This window comes from Legionella busanensis (genome assembly GCF_900461525.1).
Taxonomy (GTDB): Bacteria; Pseudomonadota; Gammaproteobacteria; order Legionellales; family Legionellaceae; genus Legionella_C; species Legionella_C busanensis.
In genome coordinates this window covers 130,894-157,687 of the sequence record NZ_UGOD01000001.1, presented here as the reverse complement: position 1 = coordinate 157,687, position 26,794 = coordinate 130,894, and the positions used below count along the sequence as shown (strand labels likewise).

Below are 26,794 nucleotides of genomic sequence, written 5' to 3'. Positions count from 1 at the left end.
ATTATCTTTTCTTCATGCTATAAGCATTTATAAAAGATTAATTTAAATTAGTAAACAGAAATTTTTAAATTAATGAAAATTTTTTTTTGGCAAGGTTTATTTCTTATACATAGGACTTAAGAAAAATACTAAAGTTAAGGTAAAAAATATTTTTAATGAGGGATTTTAGATAGATTAAATAACCGAATTAAACCTGTTTTTTAACCAAGAGATTGGTGTTTTCCGTAATTCCTATAATAAAAAAATTAATAACCCTTTTAATTTAGGTAATAAGTTTTATGTTGCAATTAATTATTAATCGTCCTGATGACTGGCATCTTCATTTAAGAGATGGATTAGCTTTAAAAGATACAGTCGCAGCGACTGCTAAGTATTTTGAGCGTGCACTCGTGATGCCTAATTTGAAACCTGCATTAACATCACTCAGCAGCCTATTAGCTTATCGAGAACGAATTTTATTAAACGTCCCAGAAAAATATAGTTTCACACCTATAATGACTTTTTACCTTAATGAGGAAGTAAAACCTGAAGATCTTATTGAAAGCAAGAACTATCCTTTTATTATTGGAGCAAAGCTTTATCCTGCAGGCGCTACAACAAATTCAGAGGCTGGTGCACGTTCCTTAAAAAATCTTTACCCTCTCCTTGATCTTATGCAACAGCAGGACTTAGTTTTGCAGATTCACGGTGAAATAGTGCATGGTGATATTTTTGAACGAGAAGCTAATTTTATAACAGAACAGTTACAGCCCCTTATTGCGAATTTTCCTAAATTACGGGTCGTTCTAGAGCATATATCTACCCGAGAAGCTGCTGACTTTATAAATACTGCGCCGAATAATGTGGCAGCAACGATAACGCCACATCACCTTCTTTATAATCGAAATCAATTATTAGCTGGCGGTATTAAGCCACATTATTATTGTTTACCTATTTTAAAACATGAGAACGATCAAAAAGCTCTACAGCAAGCAGCAGTCAGTGGCAATCCAAAATTTTTTGCAGGTACTGATAGTGCTCCTCATAGCCAGCAATCTAAAGAAACTGCCTGTGGATGTGCAGGTATTTATTCAGCTCCTTATGCTGTAGCACTTTATACACAAATTTTTGAAAAATTAGATAAGCTTGATAAGCTTAATGCTTTTATGAGTCTATTTGGCGCCAGTTTTTATGATTATCCCGTTAATGAGCAAAAAATTACCCTTGTTAAACAATCCCAAGAAGTGCCAAACACCTTGCCTCTAGGCGACCAGTTAGTTATTCCTATCGCTGCTGGCAGTACTATACCTTGGAGTATCTTAGATGAAAGGGAGTGAAGGTAAAGTTAAACCAACTTTAAAACATCGTTTCCGCGGGTTCCTACCCGTAGTAGTAGATATAGAAACTGCTGGCATTGATCCATCTAAAAATGCACTGCTTGAAATATGTATTGTTTTAATCAACAAAAATGCGCAAGGATTGTTTAATCGAGAAGCTACTTATTTCGAGCATATTATTCCTTTTGAAGGCTCAGAGTTAGATGAAAAATCCTTAGCCTTTATTCAGGTTGATCCTTTTCAACCTTTGCGATTTGCTATTAGTGAAGCAGAAGCTTTAAAAAATTTATTTGCACCTATTGAAGAGGCGTTAAAGATAAATCAATGCCAAAGAGCTGTTTTGGTTGGACATAACGCTTGGTTTGATCTCCTTTTTTTAAAGGAAGCAATTAAAAGAACTAATATAAAATCGCCCTTTCATGCTTTTACATGTTTTGATACAGCAACTTTGGCGGGCTTTATGTATGGTCAGACAGTATTAGCTAAAGCGGTAGAAGCTGCAGGGATTCCATTTGATAAAAGTGAAGCTCATTCTGCCATTTATGATGCCGAGAAAACTGCTGATCTTTTCTGTACCATGTTAAATGCATGGGAGAAAAATTTTCGGGAATGATTTAAAATCACATTTTATAAATACCATGCTCAAAACATGGTATTTATTGCTTAGGAATCCAAGTCGTTTTTATTTTATAGTTCTTCAGAGTAAGTAGTTAAATATTCAGCTACGCCCTTAGGAGAAGCTTTCATACCTGCTTTGCCTTTTTCCCAACCAGCAGGACAAACTTCACCATTTTCTTCAAAAAATTGCACCGCATCAATAATTCGAATTAACTCGTCTATGTTACGACCAATCGGTAAATCATTAACAACTTGTGAACGAACAATACCTTTATTATCGATAACGAAAGCACCACGAAATGCAACACCTGCAATTGGATGTTCAACCCCATAAGATTGACAAATATTATGAGTAATATCAGCAGCTAAAGTAAAGTTCACAGGGCCTATACCGCCATCCTTTAAAGCCGTATTACGATAGGCATTATGTGTAAATTGCGAATCAATAGATACTGCGACCACTTCCACATTACGACTCTTAAATTCATCCATACGCCGGTCTAAGGCAATTAATTCAGATGGACATACAAAAGTGAAGTCAAGAGGATAAAAGAAAATTAAACCATATTTATTGAGTAAAGCAGTATGTAGATTAAACTTATCAGTTATTTCGCCGCTGGCTAGTACAGCAGGTACAGTAAAATCAGGGGCCTTTCTGCCAACTAAAACGCTCATCTTAATCTCCTGAGTTAAGTGCAAATGCACTTTACAACTTAAAACAATTTATAGCTATAACTTATAAAACGATGAATTTAATCTATTTAAATAAATAAATTAATTAGAGAGCAACAGCTTCACGTAATATTAATTCTAATTCGCCTTGTTGATAAAGTTCAGTAATGATATCAGATCCGCCAATTAATTTACCTTTAACATACAGCTGAGGAAAAGTAGGCCAATCGGCGTATTGAGGTAGGGTTTGCCGAATATCGGGATTAGCTAATATATCAACATAAGCAAAATCAACACCACAAGCATCAATACATTGTACAGCACGGGCAGAAAAACCGCATTGGGGTAGTTTTGGCGTACCTTTCATGTAAAGTAAAACTGCATTCTCAGCAATTTGCTGTTTAATTTTATTAAGTGTTTCCGTTGTATCCACTGAAGTTACCTCTACGATTAAATGAGTCTAATTATGGCGAAAATACGAACAATTCGCAACTAAAGATTGCCTACGAAGCTAAGCTACATACTAGAAATTTACGAAATGAAGATTCAATACCACTTTCTTAGTATAGAATAAATTAAGTTATTTTTTACTATCACTTCCTTCATTAGATTGCTTACAAAATTCAATACGAGGGATTAAGTTGTAGGTTGCGCCGGTGCGCAAAGTTTAAGTATACATAAATGTACATGAGGATTTGAGCACAGCTGAGCCGCCAAATTGGCCGTTGCAATAGCATTTTTAGCGAAATGTTATAACTTTATCTACATTGAATATGTTAAACATCCTGCTAAACTTAACACTTTAACTTTGACTGGAGATTCTTTATGGCTTTTACTCTTCCTCCTCTGCCTTATGCAATGGATGCTCTTGCACCTCATATATCTAAAGAAACACTAGAATATCACTATGGTAAGCATCACAATACCTACGTGACAAATTTGAATAAGTTAATCACAAATACTGAATTTGAAAACTCAAGCTTAGAAGACATCATTAAAAATTCGCAAGGTGGCATATTTAATAATGCAGCCCAAGTCTGGAATCATACCTTTTACTGGAACTGTTTAAGTCCAAATGGTGGTGGTGAGCCACAAGGGGAGCTTGCAAATGCTATTATTAAAACATTTGGATCCTTTGATGAGTTTAAAGAGAAATTTACCCAAACAGCTATTACCACTTTTGGCTCTGGGTGGGCTTGGCTAGTTCAAGATAAAAACGGTGCGCTACAAATTATTAGTACAAGTAATGCAGACACCCCTATGACTAAAGGCCAAAAAGCATTACTTACTTGCGATGTCTGGGAACATGCTTATTATATTGATTATCGTAATGCAAGACCTGATTACGTAAAAGCTTTCTGGTCTCTTGTGAATTGGGATTTTGTATCAAATAATCAAGTATAATCTTATTAAAATATAGGTATACCGTTTAAATCTATTTAAAGATAAATATTAATGGTGGCTTTTTGTATATAAGGAGTTGTAATGACATTAATTACGAGCTATAGCCCGCTTCCTATAACTTTCACGCATGGTGAAGGTGTCTGGCTTTATGACGAGCAAGGAAAAGCCTATTTAGATGGTTTAAGCGGTATTGCAGTATGTGGTTTAGGACATGCGCATCCTGATGTTACTAGTACAATTCAACAGCAGGCAGCTAAACTACTTCATACTTCAAATCTTTTTCAAATCAAAGAACAACAACAGCTAGCTGAAAAATTAACTTCACTCACTGGAATGGAGCAAGCTTTCTTTGCTAATTCCGGCGCTGAAGCCAATGAAGCAGCCATTAAACTTACCCGACTTTATGGACATATGAAGGGGATAGAAACCCCATCTATTATTGTTATGGATAGAGCTTTTCATGGGCGAACAATGGCAACGTTAACTGCCTCTGGCAGTCGTAAAGTTCAAGCAGGCTTTGAGCCCTTAGTACCAGGCTTTATTAGAGCGCCCTTTAATGATATTGAAGCATTAAAAATCATTGCGCAAAATCGAGATGATATTGTTGCTATCATGATTGAACCCATTCAAGGTGAGGGCGGTATTTATGTAGCGGATGATTCTTATTTACGTGCTGTAAGAGAACTATGTGATCAACATGAATGGCTTCTTATTTTAGATGAAATACAAACAGGTAATGGCCGTACAGGAAAGTTATTTGCCTACATGCATAATAATATTCACCCTGATATATTAACAACCGCTAAAGGTTTAGGCAATGGCGTACCTATTGGCGCCTGTTTAATGCGTGATAGAGCTTGCAATCTTTTTAAACCCGGAAATCATGGATCTACCTTTGGTGGTAATCCATTAGCCTGTGCTACTGCTCTTACCGTTTTAAACGTTATTGAGCGTGATAATTTATGTGAAAGAGCAAAGCACAATGGTAACTTAATTAAAGAAAAATTAATGCAAGAGTTAGGCTCAAGCTTATGTGCAATTCGTGGTCGAGGTTTAATGCTTGGCATCGAACTTGACCGGCCTGCGGCAGAAGCAAGAAAGATTGGGCTTGAACATGGTGTTATTTTTAATGTTACCGCTGATAATGTTATTCGTTTATTGCCACCTCTTATCATTAGTGAAGAAGAGATAGATGAACTCGTGAAACGCTTGACGAAAACGTTGCATCAATTTCTGGAAATTTAATTAGTTTATATAGTGCTACTTACGTACTTTAGAGTGAGCGTTATAAGGTAAAATTTGGTAGCACTATATTATTCTTTTTAAATATCTCATAATAGTTACTGATAGAAATCATTAATGTTCTTGCAAGAAATTTATTTAAAATTAAAACTTTGACCTCTAGTTACAAAGCCCAGAAAACCGTCCGCTTTAGCATCAGGTAAAGCTTGCACATTATTATAGTGATAAAGCCACATTTTACGCTTAATTTCTGTTGGTAATTGTCTTAATTCACTATAATGTGCATGCACACCAGACTTAATTTCTTGAGTCTCACAATCATGAAAAAACAAATCTACCTCTTTATTTAATTGTTGAATTAAATAAGGGTTATATTGGGTATCGGCTGAATAAAATATACGAGAAGTACCATAAGAAAATAAAAGTCCATAACAAGGTAATAAGTGATAGTTACTATATACATGAATAGCTTGTATTAACTTAAATTGAATTTTCTGCCAAGTAAAAGCATGCTCCTTACCGATGGCCTGTACATTAAAATATGTATTTAAAGAAGCTTGTTGATAAGCTAAGGTGCTAAGACCTCCAGCCAGCGAGTGCCAAAGTGCTTGCATTAATTTTTCTTCAGCATACAAAGTTGGCTTTCCTGGATAAGTGTCATCAAAATAGGTAGCTAATGCAAGCCACTCTAAACCACCAATATGATCGCTATGTAAATGGGTAATGTAAATATTATGAATATCGTGATAACTGCGATTTAATGCAAAAAGTGAAAGACGTAAATCAGCGCCTGCATCAATTAATAAGGAATCGCCATTGCTTTCCAACAGTACGTTAGATTGGAAGTTATCATCACCCACAGTAAATGCTGATCCTGCTCCAAGAAAAGTTATTTTTAATGGCATAATTTAATCCTATTTATAAACAACTATTCCCTGTCCTTATCTAACTTAATCATATAATCTAGATCCCCTAAAAATGCTTCGCATTTTACGGGATAACGTTCGTTTAGCGACATAAAAGAGTCTTTATCTCTTTCATGTCGAACTTACGTTAATTAGGAAAGCATTCTAACAATAACTACGCTCAGATAGTTAAATCAGAAGTCCTAAATACAATTTCATCGTTTTCAAACCAAGCTTTGGTAATTGAATACTCAGGTAGCTCAATCCACGTAGTTCTATCCGAAGTCAAAGGCTCAGAAGCGAATAAAATATTTTGCCGCTTGCTACTACCTGACATTTTATAAATACCGCCACTACTACCATAAGACTCTCCAAAAGTAGCCCATAAGCTGTGATATCCTAAGTGGGCTTTTTGGACACTATTTTCATTATGGCCAAAGTTATAAACAAAACGAGTGACAATTAAATAATTACCATTCGTTAAAAATAAATTAACCGGTGATGCAATTTTAATACCGCACTTTTTCCTAATATGGCGAACAATTGCTAACGTTTTAATAACCGCATTAAAGGCTTCATCTAAAGTAACCTCAATTGTATAGTCGGTTAATTGCGATAGAAATAGAGCATATAGCCATTCACTATCTGTCGTTCCTCTTATCTGCGCAAAAATAGAAGGTTTCATTTCCTGACTTAATGCATATTTCATTTCAGCTATATTAGCTAAGCTGCCATTATGAGCAAACGCGATTTGTGTAGTTTCTAATTTAAAAGGATGTATGTTTTGCTCTGAAATAACCTCACTCATACTATATTCAACCCCTCTTACATGCGCCAACAAACAATTAGCCCAAATTTTTTTGGATAAGCGATATAGATTTTTATCAAAAAAAGGTAATGAGGTTGTTTTATAATAGAAAGGAATAAGAGGCTCAGGAGGGCTAGATGACCAAGCGCAGAAACCTAAACCAGCTAAATTTTGAATATGTTGCATTAATTTAGGCGCATAGCTCTGATGAGCCAAAGAGTTGTCAGGCCCATATAATAAATCATATAAGGGCACCTGTTGTTTACCTAAATACATAAGAACCCTACACATTTTAACCTCATGAAATGGAATTCATGTATTCACAGTCTATTCTTATAAACTGACGATTTATCATATAAAGCGAACGCACAAAAGCCGTATGAATGTATTGGCTTACCTTATAAAATACCTCTTGATTTAAATGCTTTAATTTCTGATATTGTTGAATATCTAGCTCTAAAATGATGCTTTCCTCACAAGTCACAAATTTAAAAAGTGACTTTGAATTTTGCGCCAATAACGACTGTAAAAACAACTCACCTATGCCAATAATACCTATTGATTTAACTAGCTTAGTTTGATTAGTTAAAAAAAACATAACGGCACCTGAGAAAACTAAACTAATCTTGCCTGAACTTTGTTTATCTAATAAATATCCCTTTTCATATAATCGCGCTCGCATTATTATAACCAGCTCATCAATCTGCGTTTTGGTAAGTGCGTTTAAAAAAGCTAACTTATCTAAAAGCTGCCTATTTATAGACTTGATATTTAAATCTTGATACGTCGCTTCTTTATTTAGCAAATAGTCTGCATGATTCGAACGTAAATTATGCTTAACTTGCAATGATAAAAGAAAGTTTATTAATTTTTTTCCATTATTTATAATTTTTTCATTAGTTTGCCTGATAATAGCGCACTCAATTTTAAATGAAATTTCTGGATGAGTCAGGCGTAACGCATTTAAAACAGATCGTTTAAGCAAAAAGCAATGAACGGATGTTTTAGCAACGATAGTTGTAGTCATCAGTTCATTACTTAAGAAAGCTTCTTCACCAAAAATTTGTGGTGCCGTTAAAACGGAAGTAGACTTTATAAGATCGCCGGGCAAAGTAACATAGACATCAACGCTACCTTTTTCAATAATATAAAGAGAATCACTAATATTACCTTGCGAAATAATTAAATCGCCTGGTTCAAATGATTCCTTACTTATAAAATTAACAAGAAAAATCAATTCTTTTTCCGTAAAATTTTGGAAAAAAAATTTGATCGTATTGATTTGGCTTACAGTCCCCATATTAGATAGTCCACCGTGCTATAGGTAATTCTTGATACTGATTATTCAGATAGCTATCTAGCATATTGTGAAAATCGCAACCGTATTTGTTTATAAATTGGCATTGCCAAGCGCTTCCATTCATTCTAGTTGTAATACGCTCATCTATAATGTTTAAATATAGCTCAATATCATCATAATTTATGCCTAGTGCTAATAATCCTTGACGAGCTAAGGGAATTAATTCTTTTAATAAAAGCGCGGCATTAATCTTTTTTCCTAAAAACCAAACAAATTCAGCGTTAAAGCCATATCTTGCTGCCTCAAAGAAATTTTTCTTTGCCAAATAAAAAGGTAATAAATATTCTATCGGAGTAGCTTGTAACGAAAAATAACTTAATAAACCATAAAAAAACGCAGCGTTGGCTATCATATCTATAATGGTAGGCCCAGACGATAAACCGCGGTGCTCGATTCTTAAGTGTGGTTGACCTTTATCATTAAAATCAATAACTGGCCTATTCCAACGATAAATGACGCCATTTTGCCGTCTTACGTGAAACATTTGATCTTCAGATGATTGATAAGATATTTCCGGTATAAGCCTTGGAAAAAAATGATAATTTTGATCAAATAACTCAAAGAAAGAATTTTTTAAATAACCAATACCAAAAAAACAGCATTTAAATCCCGAAGCCCTATCGAAACGGGGTAAAGTCATCGCTTGCTCAAAAAGAAAAACACGAGAATCTGCCCAAATATGTTTACCTAAAATAAAAGGACTATTGCACGCTAATGTCAGCATTGGGCCTGCAATAGCTTGAGCAATATTGTAATATTTAACGGATTGACTTAGTCCAATTTGAATATGTATTTGAAATGCGGAAATTAGTCCATTAACAGTCAGAGAATGTAAGGGAAATTTAAGTTGTTCAGCACCTACAAGATTAATTAAGATGGGCTGCCCAGCGCATTGATCTTGAATACTATCATTAATGAGATGATAGCGCTTTTTATTAGTCATGTATTTTATATCAAGATGTTTTTCGGTTGCTGTTGGTAATGTGCCTATTAATGCTAAATGATATTGATTTTGGCGCGCAATATTACAGCATTTGCGCCATAAATTTAAAATATTTTGATGTAGCTTACTTAGTCCATCAGTATATAAATGTACATGACAAGAGTTAATTTCTAAATGAGAGGCACCTACTTCTGGGATTAATGCTGGTTGGTTTACTTTTTTTATAAAATTTAAATTATTAGGTGCTGGATTATACTGATTATCTAATAAAAATAATTCAATTTCTGATCCAGCTTCTAGCTCTCTTTCAATAAAAATTTGCTCAATAAACCATTGTTCAAGAAGATTAGTTTCGGCTCGAAGACGTTTATCAAATTCGTGATATCGCCTTTGATTAATATTTATATTTCCAAGCTGGGTCATATTAGCCTTTTTATTAGTATTAGAAATACTTAACTTAAAATTAAGCTATGCTTGAAATTATAGTATATTGCTAAGGAACAAGCTCAATAGAGGTCTAGTGAGGAGACAAAGTCAGTTGAAAAAGGGCTGAAAAAGCGCAGTGTACATGAAGTACATGAGCATTTTGAAGGCCTTTTTCAGATGAAATTGGCTCTCAATGGCAGTTTCCGCAGAAGTCTATTATTAGACAGTACGTTGACGAACTACTTCATATAAAGAAACACCAGCTGCTACAGAGACATTCAAGCTTTCTACATTTCCTAACATTGGAATGGAAAATAACTCATCACAATGTTCGCGTGTCAAACGGCGCATCCCCTGACCTTCAGCACCGAATATAAGGGCAATAGGTAATTTAAAATCTAGGGTATAAATCGTTTTGTTAGCTTCACCAGCCGCGCCATAAATCCAGACACCTTCCTGCTTTAAAAATTCTAAGCTACGTACTAAGTTAGTGACCCGTACTAAAGGTATTGTTTCAGCAGCACCACATGCTACTTTACTTACGGCCGGTGTCAGGCTTGCGCTTTTATCTTTTGGCAAAATAATAAAATCAACACCTGTTGCATCTGCAGTCCGCAAGCAAGCACCTAAATTATGTGGATCAGTAATAGCATCTAAAATTAATAATAAGGGTGGTTTTTTACTTTTATGAAGCAAGGAGGACAAATCACTCTCACTAAAAGTAGGTAACGCCTCCACATAGGCCACAATGCCTTGATGAGTGTATTCTGCAAATCGTTGATTCATCTGTTGAGCTGTTAAGCGCTCAATAGAAATATGGCGTGCTGCTGCTAAATCAAGTATTTGCTGTAGGCGTTGATCGCGACGTTCCATATTCAATAGCAACTTTCTTATAGGCCGTTGCTCTTGCTTTAATAGAGCAGTTACAGCATGTATGCCATACATAATTTGCTCACTCATTATTAGCATCTCCAGCTTCAGCTAATTCAAAATCAATTTTTCGCTCATCTAAGTCTACTCGAGATACAAGTACTGTAATTTTATCGCCAAGTTGGTAGGTTTGGCCACAGCGCGTCCCTCGTAAGCGATGCTTAATAGGATCAAACTCATAGTAATCATTTTTTAAAGAAGTTACATGAACTAGTCCTTCAACAAAAATTTCATCTAACTCAACAAAAATTCCAAAGCCAGTAACAGCTGAAATAGTCCCCTCAAATATTTGACCAAGTTTATCTTGCATATATTCGCATTTTAACCAAGCAATCACTTCTCGAGTCGCCTCATCTGCTCGTCTTTCCGTTCCTGAACAGACTTTACCAAATCGGCTCATATCCTCCTCTGTATAAACAAACTCTTCAATCGGTTGGTTATCAATTAAATGACCAATAGCGCGATGAATAAGTAGGTCAGGATAACGCCTAATAGGAGAAGTAAAATGAGTGTACGCTGGATAGGCTAACCCAAAATGACCATCATTTTTTTCAGCATACTGAGCTTGCCTTAAAGAGCGTAAAATAACGGTTTCTATTAGATGCTTCTCAGGCTTATCGCCAATTGAAGCAATCGTGGCTTGGAAATCCTTGGGATGCGGTTTTTTACCACCACCCAAACGTAGGCCTAATTCACCTAAAAATTGCCGTAATGCTATAATTTTTTCTTCATCAGGCGTAGCATGTACTCTATATAACGCTGGCATTCCGGATTTCTCTAAAAAGCGAGCAGTTGCAACATTAGCAGCTAACATACATTCTTCAATTAAACGATGTGCATCATTACGCACAATTGGTACGATACGCTGAATTTTCCTATTTTCATCAAATTCTATTGACGTTTCTGTTGTATCAAAATCCATTGCCCCGCGTTTTTTACGTGCTTGCAGCAGTATGTTATAAAGGCTATATAAATCTTGTAAGTTTGCCCAAATGGCTTGTTTATCAGAGTCAACCTCATTTTTCTCTAACCAACTTGCTACCTGTGTATAAGTTAAACGTGCTTGAGAATGAAAGACAGCTCGATAGAACTTCGAGCGAGTAATCTTACCTTCTCCATTGATTGCCATTTCCGCAACTATACATAATCTATCAACATGTGGATTTAAAGAACAAATCCCATTAGATAATGCCTCTGGAAGCATAGGAACAACTTTACCGGGAAAATACACAGAGTTGCCACGACGTGCAGCTTCTTTATCTAAAGGTGAACCAATTGGAACGTAATGACTTACATCAGCGATGGCAACATAAAGTTGATAACCACCTTTCGGCTTCTTATAACAGTAAACAGCATCATCAAAATCTTTTGCATCTTCACCATCAATGGTAACAAAAGGGAGATGCCTTAAATCGGTACGGCCAATACATTCCTCTGGCGTCACATGCTGAGAAATTTTAGCAACAAAACCTAAAACATCTTCAGGCCATTGATGTGGAATACCATGAGCGAAAATAGCCACTTCAATTTCCATACCTGGCGCCATATGCTCACCAAGAATATGAATTACTTTTCCAATTGCTTGGTTGCGTTTACTAGGAAATGCAATGATTTCAACTAAAACAATCTGGCCTTGCTTTGCATTATTAGCAAACTCTAAGGGAATAGAAACATCCTGAGTTAAGCGTTTATTATCAGGAATAACAAAACCTACACCTTGTTCAGTGAAAAAACGTCCCACGACGGTTACATTAGCATGTTCAATAACTTCATGAATTTTTCCCTCTAGCCGCCCGCGTCTATCTTGTCCACTTTGATAAGCGAGGACCATATCCCCATGCATAACAGATCGCATCTCAGTTGCTGATAAGAGCATATCATCACTACCATCATCCGGGATAAAAAAACCATAACCATCAGGGTGCCCCTGAATTGTCCCTTTTTTTAAGTTAATACGCTGTAACAGACAAAATCTATTACGACGATCTTGCATGATTTGTCCATCTCGGAGCATCGCCTTTAAGCGAAAACCTAATGCCTCTTGTTCATTTTCTGAATGAATTTCTAGTTTATTTATTAATTGATTACGAGACATAGGGCGACCATATTCTTCTAGCACTTGCATAATTAATTCTCGGCTAGGAATAGGTAAACCATATTTTTCTTTCTCACGTTGATAGTGAGGATCTTTTTTCTTTTTACTCACAAGCACCACATTGTTAAATTCATTATAAAAAGTTACTTAGTTTATTAAGCTATAATTTACTACCTATTGAGCAATTGGTAATTGAAAGCCTCTTCCTCCTAAGTATGCACTTAAAGATTCTAAAGTCATATTTTCACCAGCCCAAAATGTACCGGTTGCATTCCCTGGTAATTTTACTTTTGGCCAATGGCATACAGCTAATATACCAGTACAAGGAATTTGCTGCTCATGACCCGGTCTTGATTCAATACAGCTTAGTTCAAAAGAATTTTTATCTAGAGCTAACGCTGACCAGTGCTGCGCTTCAAGACGGCTGCTCCATCCTGCGCTAGCACTTGGTTCTGAAACAGGATGCGTAATCCATAAATCATTAGATGAATTATTGTAAATTAAATAAAGCGTTGGCTGTTTAGTTTTTAATGTGACTGTTTCACCTTCTACAGCAACTGGATTACAACCCGTAGGGAATGCAACTTGGCCATAAACTAGGGTGTTTACAATCAATGATAGCAGCATTGTGCACCAAATTTTCATGAAAATCTCCTTTCGTCTCTTAATGAAGCCACTCTATAAATAAAGACTACTTTCCAATAAGTTAGCAATTAGCTTCTTAAGTTATAACAAAATTTATTAATTTTATTAATACTACACTTTTTGCGCAGAAATTGGTAATTAACATCTTTAAAGATTTTATTAAACCTCTTTTCAAAGTGTCAAAGGCAAGGCTAGGTCTTTAGAAAGAAGAACTGAAAAAGCGCAGTGTGCAACAAGTACATGAGCAGCCCCCATTTACATGGGACAAGCTTTGAAGCTATTTTTTCTAAAGAGATTAGCCGTCTAGGGCCGTTTAAAAAGAGGTTTATTAAAGTTTATTTAATTTCTGCAATTTTACATTTAAAAATTATGATACACTGAAGTTTTTTACAGTAATAAACTCATTATGAAACTTAATGTATTAGTTGCAGAAATTGTTAACTTACATCGTAGTAGCATTATTGCATGGAAAAGTGATGAAGTAACTTATAGTCATGAAAACTTTCTTGCTTTAGTTGAAGAAAATCACGGCTTTAACTATAAACTCTGGCATGCTGAAGATAAAGCACGCCGTGATGATATGGGTTATGAATTCGTTTATCGCGCAAAACGAGAAATTGACTATTACAATCAGCAACGTAATAATCGAATGGAAGCAATTGATGAATGGCTTTTTAATGACTTAAAACCAGGCCCTCACTCAGACAGCTGCCCTATACATTCTGAAACACCAGGTATGATCATTGATAGACTTTCTATTCTTGCTCTTAAAATTTATCACATGAAACAACAAACCTTGCGTCAAGAGGTCAATAAAGAACATATTTTTCAGTGCCAACAAAAGCTTAATATTTTATTACAACAGCAAAATCAGTTATACCTCTGTTTAGAACAATTACTTAACGAATTTAAAGGCCAAACACGAACATTTAAAATTTATCGACAATTAAAAATGTACAATGATCCTAGTTTAAATCCCCAACTTTATCAGTCAGAGAAGGCTTGACTTCATCCTTGTAAGAAAAGCTATTAAAAACTACCTAACTTGGTGTCATAGCACTTATAGTTGGTGGGACGAAATTTTCTTTCCTTGAAAATAATGAAAAGCCAGATAAACCTAAACTAAAAGACTTAGAGAAATTTTGTTTTTTAACTATACGAATATCAGATTCGGAAGAACTAACAATGTTATCTTGATTAAATGCCTCTGATTTCTCTGTCGCGACTACATTTTTACTTGGGAAGCTGCTTGTTGTTAATCTAGGTCCCTCGGTTTGAGCATTTGAGCTTTGATTAGTGCGGTGAAATAAGGAAGTAAAACGAGAAAGGGGGGTCGGCTGGGTAGGAGTTTGAGTGGCATGTTGAATAATTTGAGAATTATCAGGCACCCCCCCAGCCACTATCGAGTCTTGACCTTTAGAGGGCGGCGGTTGTAGCTCCTGTTCAAAAGGCAAGGGCTCTTCTTCCCCTTCACCTTTAATTTGACGAATTATCGGAGGAGTATGATACGGTTTGTCATCTTTTGTTGGCACGGTGTCAACTTTAGGATTTGTTTCAACAGCAGCTGTTTGCTTGCTATTTACGGATTTAGGCTGAGAAATAGGAGGACGGCCGAAGCTTCGAGCATGAGCACGTAGCGCCATGGTGAAAGCATATAATGCTGATGCTGCAAATGAAATACCTATCATAACGGGCGTATCATGATAATGCCCATCACTTGCTAACTCTTGCAATGGATTAAGTGTATAATCTACAGCTTTATTACCTTTACTTAATCCAGAAAAAAAAGAGCGTATCGTTTCAAACCACTGTTGAAAAACAAATTCAGGCGCATTTGGCACTTTTTTACCATCATCAATAACCTTTTTTACTTCCTCTTTAAAATTCCTAGTTTTTGGAGTCTGCTCTGGCTCTCTTAATAGGCTAATATTGCGTTGTTGTATTTGTTTTAAATCTTTTAACATGTCATTTAGCTGCTCATAAGGTTTATCAACCACAACCCCTTCTTTCTGTCTATGTTTGTAATGTTGATACATTGAATAAGCAACAAAGCCAGCTAGAAATAGAATGCCTACAGAAATACAACTAATAATTAACGCTGGTGGAAATGTCGCCGTGGTAAAAACAATGATTGTTGCAATAGCAAACAGTATACTAGAAAGCGCACCATACGCAGCTAAACCATGTCTCATTCCTTCTAGACATGCTTGCAGGGGTGATAGCGTTGATAAAGATTTAAGCTGAGCACGTTTATTTTTAAGCTCTAACAAAGTTGCTTTTATATTAATAGTTAATTTATCTTGCTCGTCTAGCAACTCTTGTGATTTATTACCTAGCGCGATAAGTTCAGAGATTTCTTGTAATCTTCCAAAATTAGCTTGCAAAATCGGCGTATTTTCTTTAATAAATAATGTTAGCTCAATTTTTAATTGCGAAATTTTCAGTTTACGCTGATTGTCATACTCCTCATATATTCGTGTCGCAATACAAACTAGAGAATACGTAATACAAAGGCTAGCCATTGCTAATAGTAATGGCCAATTAAATGAGCACAATGTAAGTACGCCTATATAATAATAAAGGCTATCCGCTATACCACAATATGCTGCTACTACATAAGCAAATTGATGTTTATTTTTTATTTCTTGAGTTTGTTTAAAAATAGAGTTTTTTATTCGTTGATAATCCTCTCTTGATAAATTTTCATTATTCTCAATAGATTGCAATAATATAGCATTTGTTCTCATCATATCTTTGCGCAGATTTATCATATGACGCAGCCAAATACGATTTAAAATTGTGAGACCACTTATTGCTAAACCTACCGGAAGAATTAAAAGGTTTAAATTCGTCCCGCCTAATAAATTAGCAACCTGAATCGCACTACGGACCCCTTTGTAACTATTTTTTAGCCCTTTTAATGAATCACGAAGGTAAGGCCATATCACAGAGATATAACGTTTAAAAAGATTCTTGTCACTGTCTTTAAAATGATTAGCAAGCATGGAAAAGACAATTAATGTAATGGATTCTGTTGCTGCAACTAATATGCCTGCAGGCGTTAATGTCCATTCATGCATTGCATCAGAAGAGGAGGTTTTACTATTAGTTAAAATAACGTCGAAGAGGCATTTAAGAGTACTGTAAGAAAGATTTAAACCATCAAGTAAACCATAAAGGAGATAAATATGGCCAGCTTCATGCAGTTGCCTAGCCAACAAGCGGCTTTGTACATCTAGCCTACCCGCGATAGCATAAATAGAACTTTCATTGTCACTTGAAGAGTCTTTATCATCAGCTAAATTGGTCTTGGTCGTCATGGAATTAATGCAACGGCTAAGATGGGCCGCATTTTACATAACTTCCGCACAAATGGCAATATATTTTTCAGCTTGATTTAAAAAAAAACAAAATAGCTAGTCCATCGACAATATTACCATAATTATCCAAAATTAAAAGTAAATTTTTTATTATTTAGCCAACTAGCTCTTACCATCCTTATAATTAACATGATTACATAAGAAATATTTTAGCTTCGCTAGTAAACTTTCTATCAACTATATTTACTCACATCGTTAACTAAGCCATCTTTAGATGGCTTTTTCTAAAATATCATCATTGTCTTAAGATTTCTTATCTTACTGCATAGATATACAATTATCGCTTGCCAAATGGCCAATAAATGAGTATAAAGAAACTACTGTGATATATAATTGCACACTTAAAATTATGCAGCTAGCTATCTTATTAAGGATTAAAAAAAGAGTGATTTATAATTTTAACCTTCGATTAATTAATTATGTGGCCGTTTAGGCCATTTATGTTCGCTTAATATTCAAACTTTGCTCTAGCTTAAATCATCTATTAAAACTCTTAAATAGAGCCTTAGGCTAAACCTTAATTTTAATCAGTGGGAAAATTTTTTCATGCAACAGCAGTATAAATTAACATTAATCTATGGCTTTGCAATTTTTGTAATGTTTTTTGGTTCTGGTAATCTAGTATTTCCTTTACAAATTGGCCACACAGCTGGTTCACATTGGTTGTTAGGATTTATAGGTTTATTATTGACAGGTATTTTCTTACCCTTATTAGGTTTATTTGTAATAAAACTTTATCATGGTAATTACTTACATTTTTTTAATGAAGCAGGAAAATTAGCAGGCACGTTCTTGCCTTTTCTTATTTTATCTCTTCTAGGCTCATTTGGTGTTGTACCTCGCTGTATTACGGTTGCTTATGGCAGCGTAAGTTATCTTTTCCCGCAAATACCTTTAATATGGTTTAGCTTAGCTTTTTGTCTTATCACTTTTTTCCTCTGTTTAAATGATACCTTTATGGTTAAAGCATTAGGCAAGTGGATGAGCCCCCTACTTTTATCTACTCTTATTATTTTAATTTTTATTGCAGTAATAAAAGCGCCAGCGAATCTTCATGAAACTGTAGCTAGTCGAGCCTTCAGTACTGGCTTTTTAACTGGCTATCAAACGATGGATCTTTTTGCTGCTTTTTTCTTCTCATCACTCATTTTTAAGCAAATACAAAGAGAATTTCCGGAATCTTCTAATCAAGAAATTATTCGTTTTGCAATTAAACCGAGTATTTTAGGAGCTACTTTATTAGGCCTTATTTATTTAGGTTTAGTCTATTTAGGCTCCCACTATGCCGCTTTACTCTCAAATATCAGGCCTGAGTTAATTCTGCCTACTATTGCTGCGCGAGCGTTAGGTAGCCAAGCTACTTTGTTTATGGCTATTACCATGTTTTTTTCTTGTTTAACAACCGCAGTTGCTTTAAATAACTTATTTGCGCGTTATCTTGCTACAGCCTGCAAAGTAAGTAAGGATAAGTTTTTTATCTTTTTATCAATTACAACAGGCTTTGCATTTATTATATCTTTATTAGATTTTAAAGGTATTGCAGCTTTTCTAAACCCTATTTTACAACTTACTTATCCTGCATTAATTGTACTAACAGTGCTGTGCCTATTTTTACGTAAAGGACAGCGGTTTAAGATGGCAAGTTTTTATTTTATTACCGGGTTAATTGGAATTACTACTTTGCATTTAGCAAATTAAAGAACATAGTTAGTGGCCCTAAATAGACTTCCTTCGGAATTTGCTGCAAGGAGCCAAGTTGTAGACTGCGCCGGCGCACAAAACTGGAGTGCACCTAAGGATTCGAGTATTGCCGCGGCCTACAAATTGGCCATTGCAGTAGAGTTTCCAAAGAAGTTAATTATGTGAGCCTGGGCATAATCATACTAAACTGGTAAGATTTATAGATTTAACTAACGAGAGTTCGATATAAAGAGACTAAGTCGCTTTATTACCGCTAAACAAACATTATAAAAAGCCAGTTCAACAGACTATGAGATCTGTTAAAGTTGAACTTACGTTAACTAGAGAGGAAGAGATGAAGTTATCTACATTGCTCATTTTAGTTTGCATAATATTTTCAGGACATACAATGGCTGGAGAAAATAAAATTATTTATGGCTATGTTGAAAAAGCCATTCTGGTCGATAAAAACCTTCCCTTGTCAGCTAAGCTAGATACCGGCGCTAAGTCAGCTTCACTGAGTGCAATTCATATTCAACAAGTTGAAAAGAATAATAAAATTTATTTAAGTTTTCTTATACCTACCAAAGAAGGCGATATCCCATTTCTAGCGGAATACCTAGGGAATGTAAAAATTAAAGTAAGAGCTGGTGAAAATTTAAAATCTAAAAAAGAGCCTTTAAATAGACCTGTGGTATTAGTACGTATTCGAATCGGTGATAGAGAACGTGCTATTCCTGTTAATTTAGCTAACCGTAAGCGGTTTTTATATCCGCTTTTGTTAGGGCGAGATGCTATTAAAGCATTCTCAGGTTTGGTAGATCCAAGCACTACTTTTACTATTAAACCAGTGTTGAATAATAATGAAATCAAATAAACGTCATGTCTACGGTTTAATTATAACCTTGTTTATTTTAGGCATAGGATTATTTTTATATCGCCATATATTTTTAGATGTACCCCTTACTGATACGGAAACTGTTAATAGCTGGATGGTTGAGGCAAACCTTCGTTTCACAGCCGAGCGAAATACGCCAGTTAAAGCAAATTTTATTATTCCCTATATGCCCCCTTATTTTGCTATTTTGGATGAATATTTTGTTTCACATAATTACGGCATTACAACAAATTTAGTTGGTTATAATCGTCAGACAGTCTGGTCATTACGCCGAGGTGCAGGTGATCAATCCCTTTATTATCGAGCCATATTTCGTGAAACAGATACTAATGAAGCAACATTACCTAAACCACCTGCTATTAAAATGCTATCTTTAGCAGAAAACCAAAAATCAGCGGTCAATAATATTACTAACTTAGTCCGCCAATCTTCAGCAGATATTCAAACCTTTGCCCAAGGAACAATTAAAGAACTCAATAAAAAAGAAGGCAATGCTAAACTTTTAATCGGCAGTGATTTTTCTGAAGATAATGTCCTTAATGCAGCAATATTGATATTAAATCAAGCTAAGATCTATGCAATGTCTGTAAAAGGAGTTTACTTAAGCCAGCAAAGTAAAGCTGAGTTTAAGTCTTTTATGGCCGTTTATAACGGTAAAGAATGGTTATACATTAATCCACGTACTGGTAGTGCAGGTTTACCTAAAAACTTTTTAGTCTGGCAATATGGTTCTGAACCTTTATACACGGTAGTTGGCGGTAAACGAGTGGCGTTTAATTTAACTATCTCACCTACACCTATAAATGCTTTAACTATTGCTAAAGCCCGAGGCTTACAAACCGATTCGGAAATGCTACGATTTTCCTTGCTTCAACTACCAGTTAATGCCCAAGAAACTTATAAAATTTTACTTACTGTACCCATTGGCGCATTTATTATTCTGTTATTGCGTAACTTTGTTGGCTTAAAAACATTTGGAACATTTATGCCTGTGTTAATCGCACTTGCCTTTCGAGAAACACATGTTATTTGGGGTATATCGTTATTTATCCTTATAGTCTCTTTTGGTCTACTAGCTCGTTTTTACTTAGACCAGCTTAGACTTCTTTTAGTACCAAGGCTTGCAGCTATCTTAACGATTGTTATTCTTTTAATGATCTTTATCAGCGTGATGAGTCAAAACTTAGGCCTTGAATCTGGCCTTTCTGTTGCATTATTTCCTATGGTTATTTTAACCATGACTATTGAAAGAATGTGCATAACCTGGGATGAACGGGGTCCGAGTGAAGCCTTTAAATCAGGTCTAGGTAGCTTATGTGCAGCTATTATCGCTTTTTGGGCTATGAGTTACTCGCCAATCCAATACTTATTTTTTGCCTTTCCAGAATTATTATTAGTTTTATTGGCTTTAATTTTATTTGTTGGCCAATATAGAGGTTATCGGCTCTTTGAACTCTTCCGCTTTAAAGTGCTAGCTGGAGCTGGAGGTCCTTAATGTGGCAGGTTTATCGTCGTTTGAAACACAAAGGCATTTTAAGTATTAACCAACGTAATAGTGATTATGTATTACGTTATAATCACCGCAAGCTTTATCCGTTAGTAGATGATAAATTACAAACTAAGCGCTTGGCTTTAAAAGCGGGTATTGCTGTGCCCCCGCTTTATAAAATTATAGAAACAGAGCATCAGATAAAAGAAATTAAACAACTTTTATCTCCTTATAAAGATTTTGTCATAAAACCTGCTCATGGAGCAGGGGGCGATGGCATTATTGTTGTCACAGAGCGAGTCTTTGGACGTTATAGACAAATAAATGGTAAATTACTCACTGAGCAAGAATTAAGCTATCACCTTTCATCCTTATTATCAGGTGCGTATAGCCTTGGTGGCCATGCTGATTATGCCATTATAGAACATCGTGTTATCGTTGATTCAGTTTTTAAAGAAATAAGTTATGAGGGTGTACCTGATATCCGTGTTATTACTTTATTAGGCTACCCAGCTATGGCTATGGTTCGTTTACCAACACGCTTGTCAGGCGGAAAAGCCAATCTACATCAAGGTGCCATTGGTGCAGGTATTAATCTTGCGACCGGAAAGACCTTAGGTGGGGTTTTTCATAATGACGCAATTGATTATCATCCTGATACCTTAAATCCAATTGTAGATATTGAAGTTCCACATTGGGATAAGATTCTTGAAATTGCTGCAAGTTGTTATGAGCTAACTGGTTTAGGGTATTTAGGAGTAGATATTGTTCTTGATAGAGATCATGGCCCTTTAATGCTTGAATTAAACGCAAGGCCAGGGCTAAATATACAAATTGCTAATCGAGAAGGCGCTGTTAAACGATATAAATTAATCGAGGCACGTGCAGCTAATAAAGAAACTATTCTTGATAGAGTGGCCTTTAGTAAGCAAGAATTTGCACGTTAAATTTTAAACTTAAAGCCCTAAGTTTTAAAACATAGGGCTTAAGTAAAAAACACCTTGGACTAAAAAAGTATTTGATATAAGAAATTAGTTCTACTTTCTAACAATTAAATTATTTTGTACACCTTTTACACCAGGCACCTTAGTCGCTAATTCAAGAGCAGTATCACTTTGTCGAATAGTTTTAACATATCCACTTAGTTCGACAATACCGTTATTGGATTGTACCTCAATAGGTATTCCTGCAAGTTGATTATTGTTAGCAAAAGTAGCGCGCACTGAATCAATGATTGCACCATCAGAATTCATAAAAGGTACATTATTGCTAGACAGCATATTATTTTGGCACCCAAACAACGACATCAGTAACGTTGCTATAACCGCTATCTTGAAGCAATTTTTCATGGGTTCTCCTTAGTTAAGTCAACTGTCAGACCTTATCATGACTATTTCATATTAACAACTTCTCATTAGTTAATTGAATTAAATCAGTGATTGATTATAATTATTTGCTTGTTTTACGTGTTAAAGTGAGGAATAAGATGCTTATTTCGCAGGAACCTGCTGCTGAAAAGAAGACCCAATTTCGTATTAGAATAAGTAAAGCAGTTTATGACGAAATAACAGAATACTGTGAACGTGCTGGTATCCGCTATAGAGACTTCTTTATTGAACATGCATGCCGCTACATTTTTAAACATGATGAAGATTGGCAAGCATTTAAGGCAAGTAAGGAAATTGAATAATTATTAATCAAATAATTATTAATGCTGTATCAACATTTTAATTAGTACTAATACTGTTAAATGCAAAGGATAATAAATCCAAAATAGATATCTTAACCGTGGAAAGTGAATATCTATTAAAGTTGCTAAAAAAATAATAGGGATTGTTGCCATAGCCCAGTTGTTATTATTAACTGGGTTTAATAAAAAATATGAAATTAAAATAAAGGCAGCAAATAATCCTGAAGGTTTACGCAAATACAGCCAAAATGAAACACTTAAAGCTACTCCAGGCCAGCTAAACTCAACCAATAAGCTTCCTAGAAAAAATATACAAAAAGCCAGAGGTTGCCCTCCTTTCTGCAAATAAATAAAAATAGTCGTTACAGCGACCCAAAGAGTAAACATGATGTTTAACGGCAGAATACTTTTTAAATGTAACATCGTAATGTACCCTGGCGTTGCTAAAAGCCCGAATAATAAGAGCCTTTTACTCATCTTTAAATAAATTTTACTGGTAAGATTTGCAGGCCTAGCCAGATTATAAGCAAAAACAAAGGCAAATAAAGGCATCGCTAATCGTCCAATACTATAGGCAGAATAATAGCTTGAATTAAAAAAAATACGGTTAACATGATCAACAGTCATAAACAGCAAAGCTAACCACTTTAAGGACTCAATTGTACCATCGGCAATTTTTATCTGTGGAAATTTAAACACAGCAACACTTATAAAATTAAACTTACATCATAACAATAATTTTTGATTAGTTAATTAATTTATAAATTTCACAGTTAAATCTGTATAATGATTTATAATTAAGTTTATATAATAATTAGCTTGGCAATAAACGTTGCTTGATCACAAGACGAATGTTAATTTTGTACTATGATTAGCAAAGGCTTAACAACTCTCAATAGAACTTACCAAAAATATCAAGGTTAAGACAAAAAATATTTTTAATGAGAGAGTTTAGCTAGATTAAATGAGCGAATTAAAAATGTTTTTTAACGAAGAAATTGGTGAGTCCTATCGATTTTAAATTGATTATCATACTAATTGAGGTAAGGCCATGGCACTAACGAATAAAAAAGTTGGCATTTTAATTGAAAATGACTATCAAGAGTTAGAATTTTGGTATCCCTACCTACGCCTACAAGAGGAAGGAATAGAACCTTTAATTATAGGGAAAGAAATCAAAAGTTATACCAGTAAACTAGGTTATGAAGCTAAAGCTGATGTTACGGCAGAAGAGGCAAGCAGTATGTATTTTGATGCCATCATTATTCCTGGCGGTTATGCCCCTGATAAAATGCGTATACAATCAGCAATGATACGTTTAGTGAAAAATACCTATGAACAAGGTAGAATTATTGCAGCTATTTGTCATGCTGGTTGGGTGTTAATCTCTGCTAAAATTTTAAATGGTAAAAAAGTAACTGGCGTTAAATCTATTCAGGATGACTTGATTAATGCAGGTGCACAATTTCTTGATGAGCAAGTGGTAGTAGATAATAATCTAATTACTTCAAGAACCCCAGTTGATTTACCTTTTTTTTGTCAGCAAATTATTAAGAAGTTAAATGATAAAAAATAATTTATTAATGGTAGTCATTATATTTTCTCTTTTTTCTAACTTAAGGCTAACTAGATATTATTTATAATCTTGTTTCTTTAGCTTTTTTTCTTAGCTTATTAAATAAGTCCTTTGGTAAAAATTTTTTGTATAATATTTGAACTTAGGGGTTTACCTACCTATAATGCTAGATAATGACTGCTTATTTTTATTAGCTCATTGAAGACTTAACAATTATTTAAGGAGTCGGATATGAAGATAACAAAGATAGTAAAAATTGCTGTTCTTTCGGGATCATTTATTATAACACCTGTTGTTTTCTCTAGTTCTAATCAAGCGCTTTCCGTAGGTAATAAGATGATGTTAGCTGGCCATTATGGGCATAATTATTGGAAATATAATAATTCCTGGAAATACCATAACTATCATGGCAAAAAGATTTGGTGGAAGAATGGTTATCATGGCTGGCATAAAGGCTACAAATATAATAATTGGTACTATAAAGGCAAATATGGGCCATATAAACATTGGAAACATTACTCACCTTATCCTTATTATTAAGATATTAATTAAAGAGTAGAACGCAATAAACACATGGGTAGTTAAATGGGAAGCTATGTATGTATTTTGCTTTTGAAGAATTACTTATGACTTATCATTACCATCATTAAATAAAAATAGGCATAAATCATGCTAAGTCTTTTTGTAAAGCCTTTTCACTGCAAGAAAATAATTTATAAAAGATATAACTATTACTTTATTGAGTACTCAGAAATAGAAGATTATATAATTATTAAATAACTTTCCATTAAAAGGATAAAACCTACATATGTTATTAATATAATAAGTGGAGGTTAGTTATGAACATGCAAATAGTTAATACAGACAATGTTATTGGTGCTGACGTTAAAGATTTGCGAGGCAAAAATTTAGGTGCAATTGAAACACTTATGATTGATAAACTACAAGGACAAGTCGCTTATGTAGTATTATCTTATGGAGGCTTTTTAAGTGTAGGCAAAAAATTATTTGCTCTTCCTTGGGGCTTATTTTCTTATGATTTAAAGCGAGAATGCTTTATTGTATCTATTGATAAAAAGGTTTTACAAGCGTCACCTGGTTTTGATAAAGAAAATTGGCCAGATATGTCTACTAAAGCTTGGAAAAAAACAATGACCAATTATTATGGAAGTTATTTATCTCACCCAAATCAACACTAATAAAAGATAGCGCTAAAATTCATTTGGCGCTATTAAATATTTTTAAAATTAAATTACAAGGAGATAGTATGAAAAAAAAATTACTCTCAATATTGGGAGCTACCTTTGCTATACCTTTATTAGTTCATGCTGACTTACAGCCACCTACAGCGAGTCCTACTGAGAAGGACACTACTACACAAACAATGCCAAAGGTCGGCAGTAAATCTCCAGAAACTGCAAAAAAAGCTGAAAATAAAGATGAAAAAACCGTAGATGATAGTATGGTAGATGAAGATGCACCAGCAGGCCCTGTTATTCCACCAAGCAATAATATGAATGACTCTCCTGGGCCGTAAATAGTTCTTACTGCCAAATAGTTGCTATTTGGCAGTAATCAATACCTATCCCGCCCTAGGGAAATTTGGGAAGGGTATTATAGTTGGAATAAGATGGAAGAATTGCAAAATATAAATAAGTAATAAAATAAAAACTAAGAAATTTAATAAGCCTTTTATCATAGGTGCCATAGGAATAAATGCATTAATCCCCCAAAGCACAACACCTACAATAATAATTAAAATAATTAAATGTAAAAGCGTCATAGTTAAGTCCTTTTCACCAAAAGAATAAACACTCTAACTAACCTTTAATAAAAACTCAATTAAAAGTATGTACCCTGGCATTAAATATTAATAAGTATACAAAAATTACTGGGTTAATAATTGCGTTGTTTGATATTTTCTTTAAATAGAGAATTGTCTGCTGAAAAAGTATTTGACAGTTAGAATTAAAAGTCATAATTCCTTATTATCTAAATAAGGGTATTTTAATGTTAAACTTAGATTTATAAATTTAAAATAGTTCAGTTTAGCTAATGTAAGTGAGCTCCATATGAGAAAATTTAGTCTCCTTGATCAAATGATTCATGAAGTTGACGTGGCTCTACGTACGCTTTTACCGCCACAAAAACGGATTAGTCAGCGATCATCTCCAACTGAAAATAAGAATTTTACAGAAACATTAACAAAGAATCAGAAAAAACATGTTGCAGGTCTAATGAGAGTGAACCATGCCGGTGAGGTTTGTGCGCAAGCTTTGTATCAAGGGCAAGCATTAACAGCACGTTTAACTGATGTAAAAGCACAAATGATAAGTGCAGCAGAAGAAGAAATTGATCACCTTGCATGGTGTGAAGAGCGTTTAGTTGAATTAAACAGCACACCTAGCTTATTAAATCCAATCTGGTATATCGGTTCATTTACAATAGGTGCATTTGCAGGATTAATCGGTGATCGATTTAGCTTAGGCTTCTTAGCAGAAACAGAATTACAAGTAAGTGCTCACTTACAAAAACATTTAGAAAAACTACCTGCAGAAGATAAAAAAACAGCACTTATTTTAAAACAAATGCAAGAAGATGAAGCACATCATGCTGAAATGGCTAAGCAAGCAGGCGCAGTTGAATTCCCAACATTTTTAAAGTATTTAATGAATAAAACATCTCAAATAATGACTAAAACAAGTTATTATATTTAA

Annotated in this window: 28 protein-coding genes; 15 read left to right on the top strand and 13 right to left on the bottom strand. The window is 34.6% G+C overall.

Annotated elements, in window-relative coordinates; genetic code table 11:
* Window positions 1–278 precede the first annotated feature (278 nt).
* Complete coding sequence (pyrC, locus tag DYH30_RS00740) at window positions 279–1,316, top strand: dihydroorotase (RefSeq protein WP_115329584.1); 1,038 nt, start codon at window positions 279–281, stop codon at window positions 1,314–1,316.
* Window positions 1,303–1,929, top strand: a complete 627-nt coding sequence (gene rnt, locus DYH30_RS00735; protein WP_115329582.1) for a ribonuclease T — start codon at window positions 1,303–1,305, stop codon at window positions 1,927–1,929. The genes pyrC and rnt overlap by 14 nt, the downstream gene beginning before the upstream one ends.
* A 74-nt stretch (window positions 1,930–2,003) precedes the next feature.
* On the opposite strand, the gene DYH30_RS00730 is transcribed toward rnt, so the two are convergent.
* Together DYH30_RS00730 and grxD are read right to left on the bottom strand one after the other, a co-directional pair.
* On the bottom strand, window positions 2,004–2,609 hold the full coding sequence (locus tag DYH30_RS00730) for a peroxiredoxin (RefSeq protein WP_115329580.1): 606 nt from the start codon (window positions 2,607–2,609) through the stop codon (window positions 2,004–2,006).
* Between the two features lie 103 nt (window positions 2,610–2,712).
* Complete coding sequence (gene grxD / locus DYH30_RS00725) at window positions 2,713–3,039, bottom strand: Grx4 family monothiol glutaredoxin (RefSeq protein ID WP_115329579.1); 327 nt, start codon at window positions 3,037–3,039, stop codon at window positions 2,713–2,715.
* 392 nt (window positions 3,040–3,431) lie between these two features.
* Here grxD and DYH30_RS00720 point away from each other — a divergent pair, with 392 nt between their 5' ends.
* Together DYH30_RS00720 and DYH30_RS00715 are read left to right on the top strand one after the other, a co-directional pair.
* Window positions 3,432–4,010: a superoxide dismutase gene (locus tag DYH30_RS00720; protein WP_115329577.1), complete on the top strand. Its 579-nt coding sequence runs from the start codon at window positions 3,432–3,434 to the stop codon at window positions 4,008–4,010.
* Between the two features lie 81 nt (window positions 4,011–4,091).
* Window positions 4,092–5,255: an aspartate aminotransferase family protein gene (locus tag DYH30_RS00715; protein WP_115329576.1), complete on the top strand. Its 1,164-nt coding sequence runs from the start codon at window positions 4,092–4,094 to the stop codon at window positions 5,253–5,255.
* 131 nt (window positions 5,256–5,386) lie between these two features.
* Here the strand turns inward: DYH30_RS00715 and DYH30_RS00710 are convergent, their stop codons facing one another.
* From DYH30_RS00710 to DYH30_RS00680, 7 genes are all read right to left on the bottom strand, one after another.
* The gene (locus DYH30_RS00710) at window positions 5,387–6,157 is read right to left on the bottom strand and encodes an MBL fold metallo-hydrolase (RefSeq protein WP_115329574.1); all 771 of its coding nucleotides are present in this window, start codon (window positions 6,155–6,157) and stop codon (window positions 5,387–5,389) included.
* A 181-nt stretch (window positions 6,158–6,338) separates the two neighbouring features.
* Entirely contained in the window at window positions 6,339–7,256 is a 918-nt protein-coding gene (locus DYH30_RS00705; RefSeq protein WP_115329572.1) for a class II glutamine amidotransferase, read from the bottom strand.
* A 7-nt stretch (window positions 7,257–7,263) separates the two neighbouring features.
* Complete coding sequence (locus DYH30_RS00700; RefSeq protein WP_115329570.1) at window positions 7,264–8,265, bottom strand: cyclic nucleotide-binding domain-containing protein; 1,002 nt, start codon at window positions 8,263–8,265, stop codon at window positions 7,264–7,266.
* Window position 8,266: 1 nt separating this feature from the next.
* The gene (locus tag DYH30_RS00695; protein ID WP_115329568.1) at window positions 8,267–9,691 is read right to left on the bottom strand and encodes a glutamate-cysteine ligase family protein; all 1,425 of its coding nucleotides are present in this window, start codon (window positions 9,689–9,691) and stop codon (window positions 8,267–8,269) included.
* A 222-nt stretch (window positions 9,692–9,913) separates the two neighbouring features.
* Window positions 9,914–10,654 (bottom strand): 23S rRNA (guanosine(2251)-2'-O)-methyltransferase RlmB, encoded by a 741-nt coding sequence (rlmB, locus tag DYH30_RS00690; protein ID WP_115329566.1) that lies wholly within the window; start codon window positions 10,652–10,654, stop codon window positions 9,914–9,916.
* Window positions 10,647–12,830, bottom strand: coding sequence for a ribonuclease R (gene rnr / locus DYH30_RS00685; RefSeq protein WP_115332456.1), 2,184 nt, complete (start codon window positions 12,828–12,830; stop codon window positions 10,647–10,649). The genes rlmB and rnr overlap by 8 nt, the downstream gene beginning before the upstream one ends.
* A gap of 63 nt (window positions 12,831–12,893) precedes the next feature.
* Window positions 12,894–13,364, bottom strand: a complete 471-nt coding sequence (locus tag DYH30_RS00680) for a hypothetical protein (protein WP_115329564.1) — start codon at window positions 13,362–13,364, stop codon at window positions 12,894–12,896.
* A gap of 406 nt (window positions 13,365–13,770) precedes the next feature.
* Between DYH30_RS00680 and DYH30_RS00675 the strand changes: the two genes are divergently transcribed.
* Window positions 13,771–14,370: a DUF4254 domain-containing protein gene (locus DYH30_RS00675; RefSeq protein ID WP_115329562.1), complete on the top strand. Its 600-nt coding sequence runs from the start codon at window positions 13,771–13,773 to the stop codon at window positions 14,368–14,370.
* A 34-nt stretch (window positions 14,371–14,404) separates the two neighbouring features.
* Here DYH30_RS00675 and DYH30_RS00670 read toward each other — a convergent pair whose 3' ends face one another.
* Complete coding sequence (locus DYH30_RS00670) at window positions 14,405–16,684, bottom strand: hypothetical protein (protein WP_115329561.1); 2,280 nt, start codon at window positions 16,682–16,684, stop codon at window positions 14,405–14,407.
* 606 nt (window positions 16,685–17,290) lie between these two features.
* Here DYH30_RS00670 and DYH30_RS00665 point away from each other — a divergent pair.
* From DYH30_RS00665 to DYH30_RS00650, 4 genes are all read left to right on the top strand, one after another.
* A complete protein-coding gene (locus DYH30_RS00665) occupies window positions 17,291–18,442 on the top strand; it encodes a branched-chain amino acid transport system II carrier protein (protein ID WP_115329559.1) in 1,152 nt (383 codons plus the stop codon).
* 292 nt (window positions 18,443–18,734) lie between these two features.
* On the top strand, window positions 18,735–19,301 hold the full coding sequence (locus tag DYH30_RS00660) for an ATP-dependent zinc protease family protein (protein ID WP_242604694.1): 567 nt from the start codon (window positions 18,735–18,737) through the stop codon (window positions 19,299–19,301).
* Window positions 19,288–20,817, top strand: a complete 1,530-nt coding sequence (locus DYH30_RS00655) for an inactive transglutaminase family protein (RefSeq protein WP_115329555.1) — start codon at window positions 19,288–19,290, stop codon at window positions 20,815–20,817. Before DYH30_RS00660 ends, DYH30_RS00655 begins: the two co-directional genes overlap by 14 nt.
* Complete coding sequence (locus DYH30_RS00650; RefSeq protein ID WP_115329553.1) at window positions 20,817–21,758, top strand: alpha-L-glutamate ligase-like protein; 942 nt, start codon at window positions 20,817–20,819, stop codon at window positions 21,756–21,758. Before DYH30_RS00655 ends, DYH30_RS00650 begins: the two co-directional genes overlap by 1 nt.
* 90 nt (window positions 21,759–21,848) lie before the next feature.
* Here DYH30_RS00650 and DYH30_RS00645 read toward each other — a convergent pair whose 3' ends face one another.
* The gene (locus DYH30_RS00645; protein ID WP_115329551.1) at window positions 21,849–22,160 is read right to left on the bottom strand and encodes a BON domain-containing protein; all 312 of its coding nucleotides are present in this window, start codon (window positions 22,158–22,160) and stop codon (window positions 21,849–21,851) included.
* A gap of 137 nt (window positions 22,161–22,297) precedes the next feature.
* On the opposite strand from DYH30_RS00645, the gene DYH30_RS00640 reads away from it, so the two are divergent.
* Window positions 22,298–22,501 (top strand): hypothetical protein, encoded by a 204-nt coding sequence (locus tag DYH30_RS00640; RefSeq protein WP_115329549.1) that lies wholly within the window; start codon window positions 22,298–22,300, stop codon window positions 22,499–22,501.
* Window positions 22,502–22,519: 18 nt separating this feature from the next.
* On the opposite strand, the gene DYH30_RS00635 is transcribed toward DYH30_RS00640, so the two are convergent.
* On the bottom strand, window positions 22,520–23,200 hold the full coding sequence (locus DYH30_RS00635; RefSeq protein WP_115329547.1) for a TraX family protein: 681 nt from the start codon (window positions 23,198–23,200) through the stop codon (window positions 22,520–22,522).
* A gap of 352 nt (window positions 23,201–23,552) precedes the next feature.
* Here DYH30_RS00635 and DYH30_RS00630 point away from each other — a divergent pair, with 352 nt between their 5' ends.
* The 4 genes from DYH30_RS00630 (at window position 23,553) to DYH30_RS00615 (ending at window position 25,614) form a co-directional block, all read left to right on the top strand.
* Window positions 23,553–24,077 carry a type 1 glutamine amidotransferase domain-containing protein gene (locus DYH30_RS00630; RefSeq protein ID WP_115329545.1) on the top strand — a complete coding sequence of 175 codons (525 nt, stop codon included), beginning with the start codon at window positions 23,553–23,555 and terminating at the stop codon, window positions 24,075–24,077.
* Window positions 24,078–24,308: 231 nt separating this feature from the next.
* Window positions 24,309–24,617, top strand: a complete 309-nt coding sequence (locus DYH30_RS00625; RefSeq protein ID WP_115329543.1) for a hypothetical protein — start codon at window positions 24,309–24,311, stop codon at window positions 24,615–24,617.
* Between the two features lie 299 nt (window positions 24,618–24,916).
* Window positions 24,917–25,276 carry a PRC-barrel domain-containing protein gene (locus tag DYH30_RS00620; protein WP_115329541.1) on the top strand — a complete coding sequence of 120 codons (360 nt, stop codon included), beginning with the start codon at window positions 24,917–24,919 and terminating at the stop codon, window positions 25,274–25,276.
* A gap of 68 nt (window positions 25,277–25,344) precedes the next feature.
* Window positions 25,345–25,614, top strand: coding sequence for a hypothetical protein (locus DYH30_RS00615; RefSeq protein ID WP_115329539.1), 270 nt, complete (start codon window positions 25,345–25,347; stop codon window positions 25,612–25,614).
* Between the two features lie 45 nt (window positions 25,615–25,659).
* Here the strand turns inward: DYH30_RS00615 and DYH30_RS00610 are convergent, their stop codons facing one another.
* Window positions 25,660–25,860, bottom strand: coding sequence for a Thivi_2564 family membrane protein (locus tag DYH30_RS00610; RefSeq protein WP_115329537.1), 201 nt, complete (start codon window positions 25,858–25,860; stop codon window positions 25,660–25,662).
* Between the two features lie 289 nt (window positions 25,861–26,149).
* On the opposite strand from DYH30_RS00610, the gene coq7 reads away from it, so the two are divergent.
* A complete protein-coding gene (gene coq7 / locus DYH30_RS00605; RefSeq protein WP_115329535.1) occupies window positions 26,150–26,794 on the top strand; it encodes a 2-polyprenyl-3-methyl-6-methoxy-1,4-benzoquinone monooxygenase in 645 nt (214 codons plus the stop codon).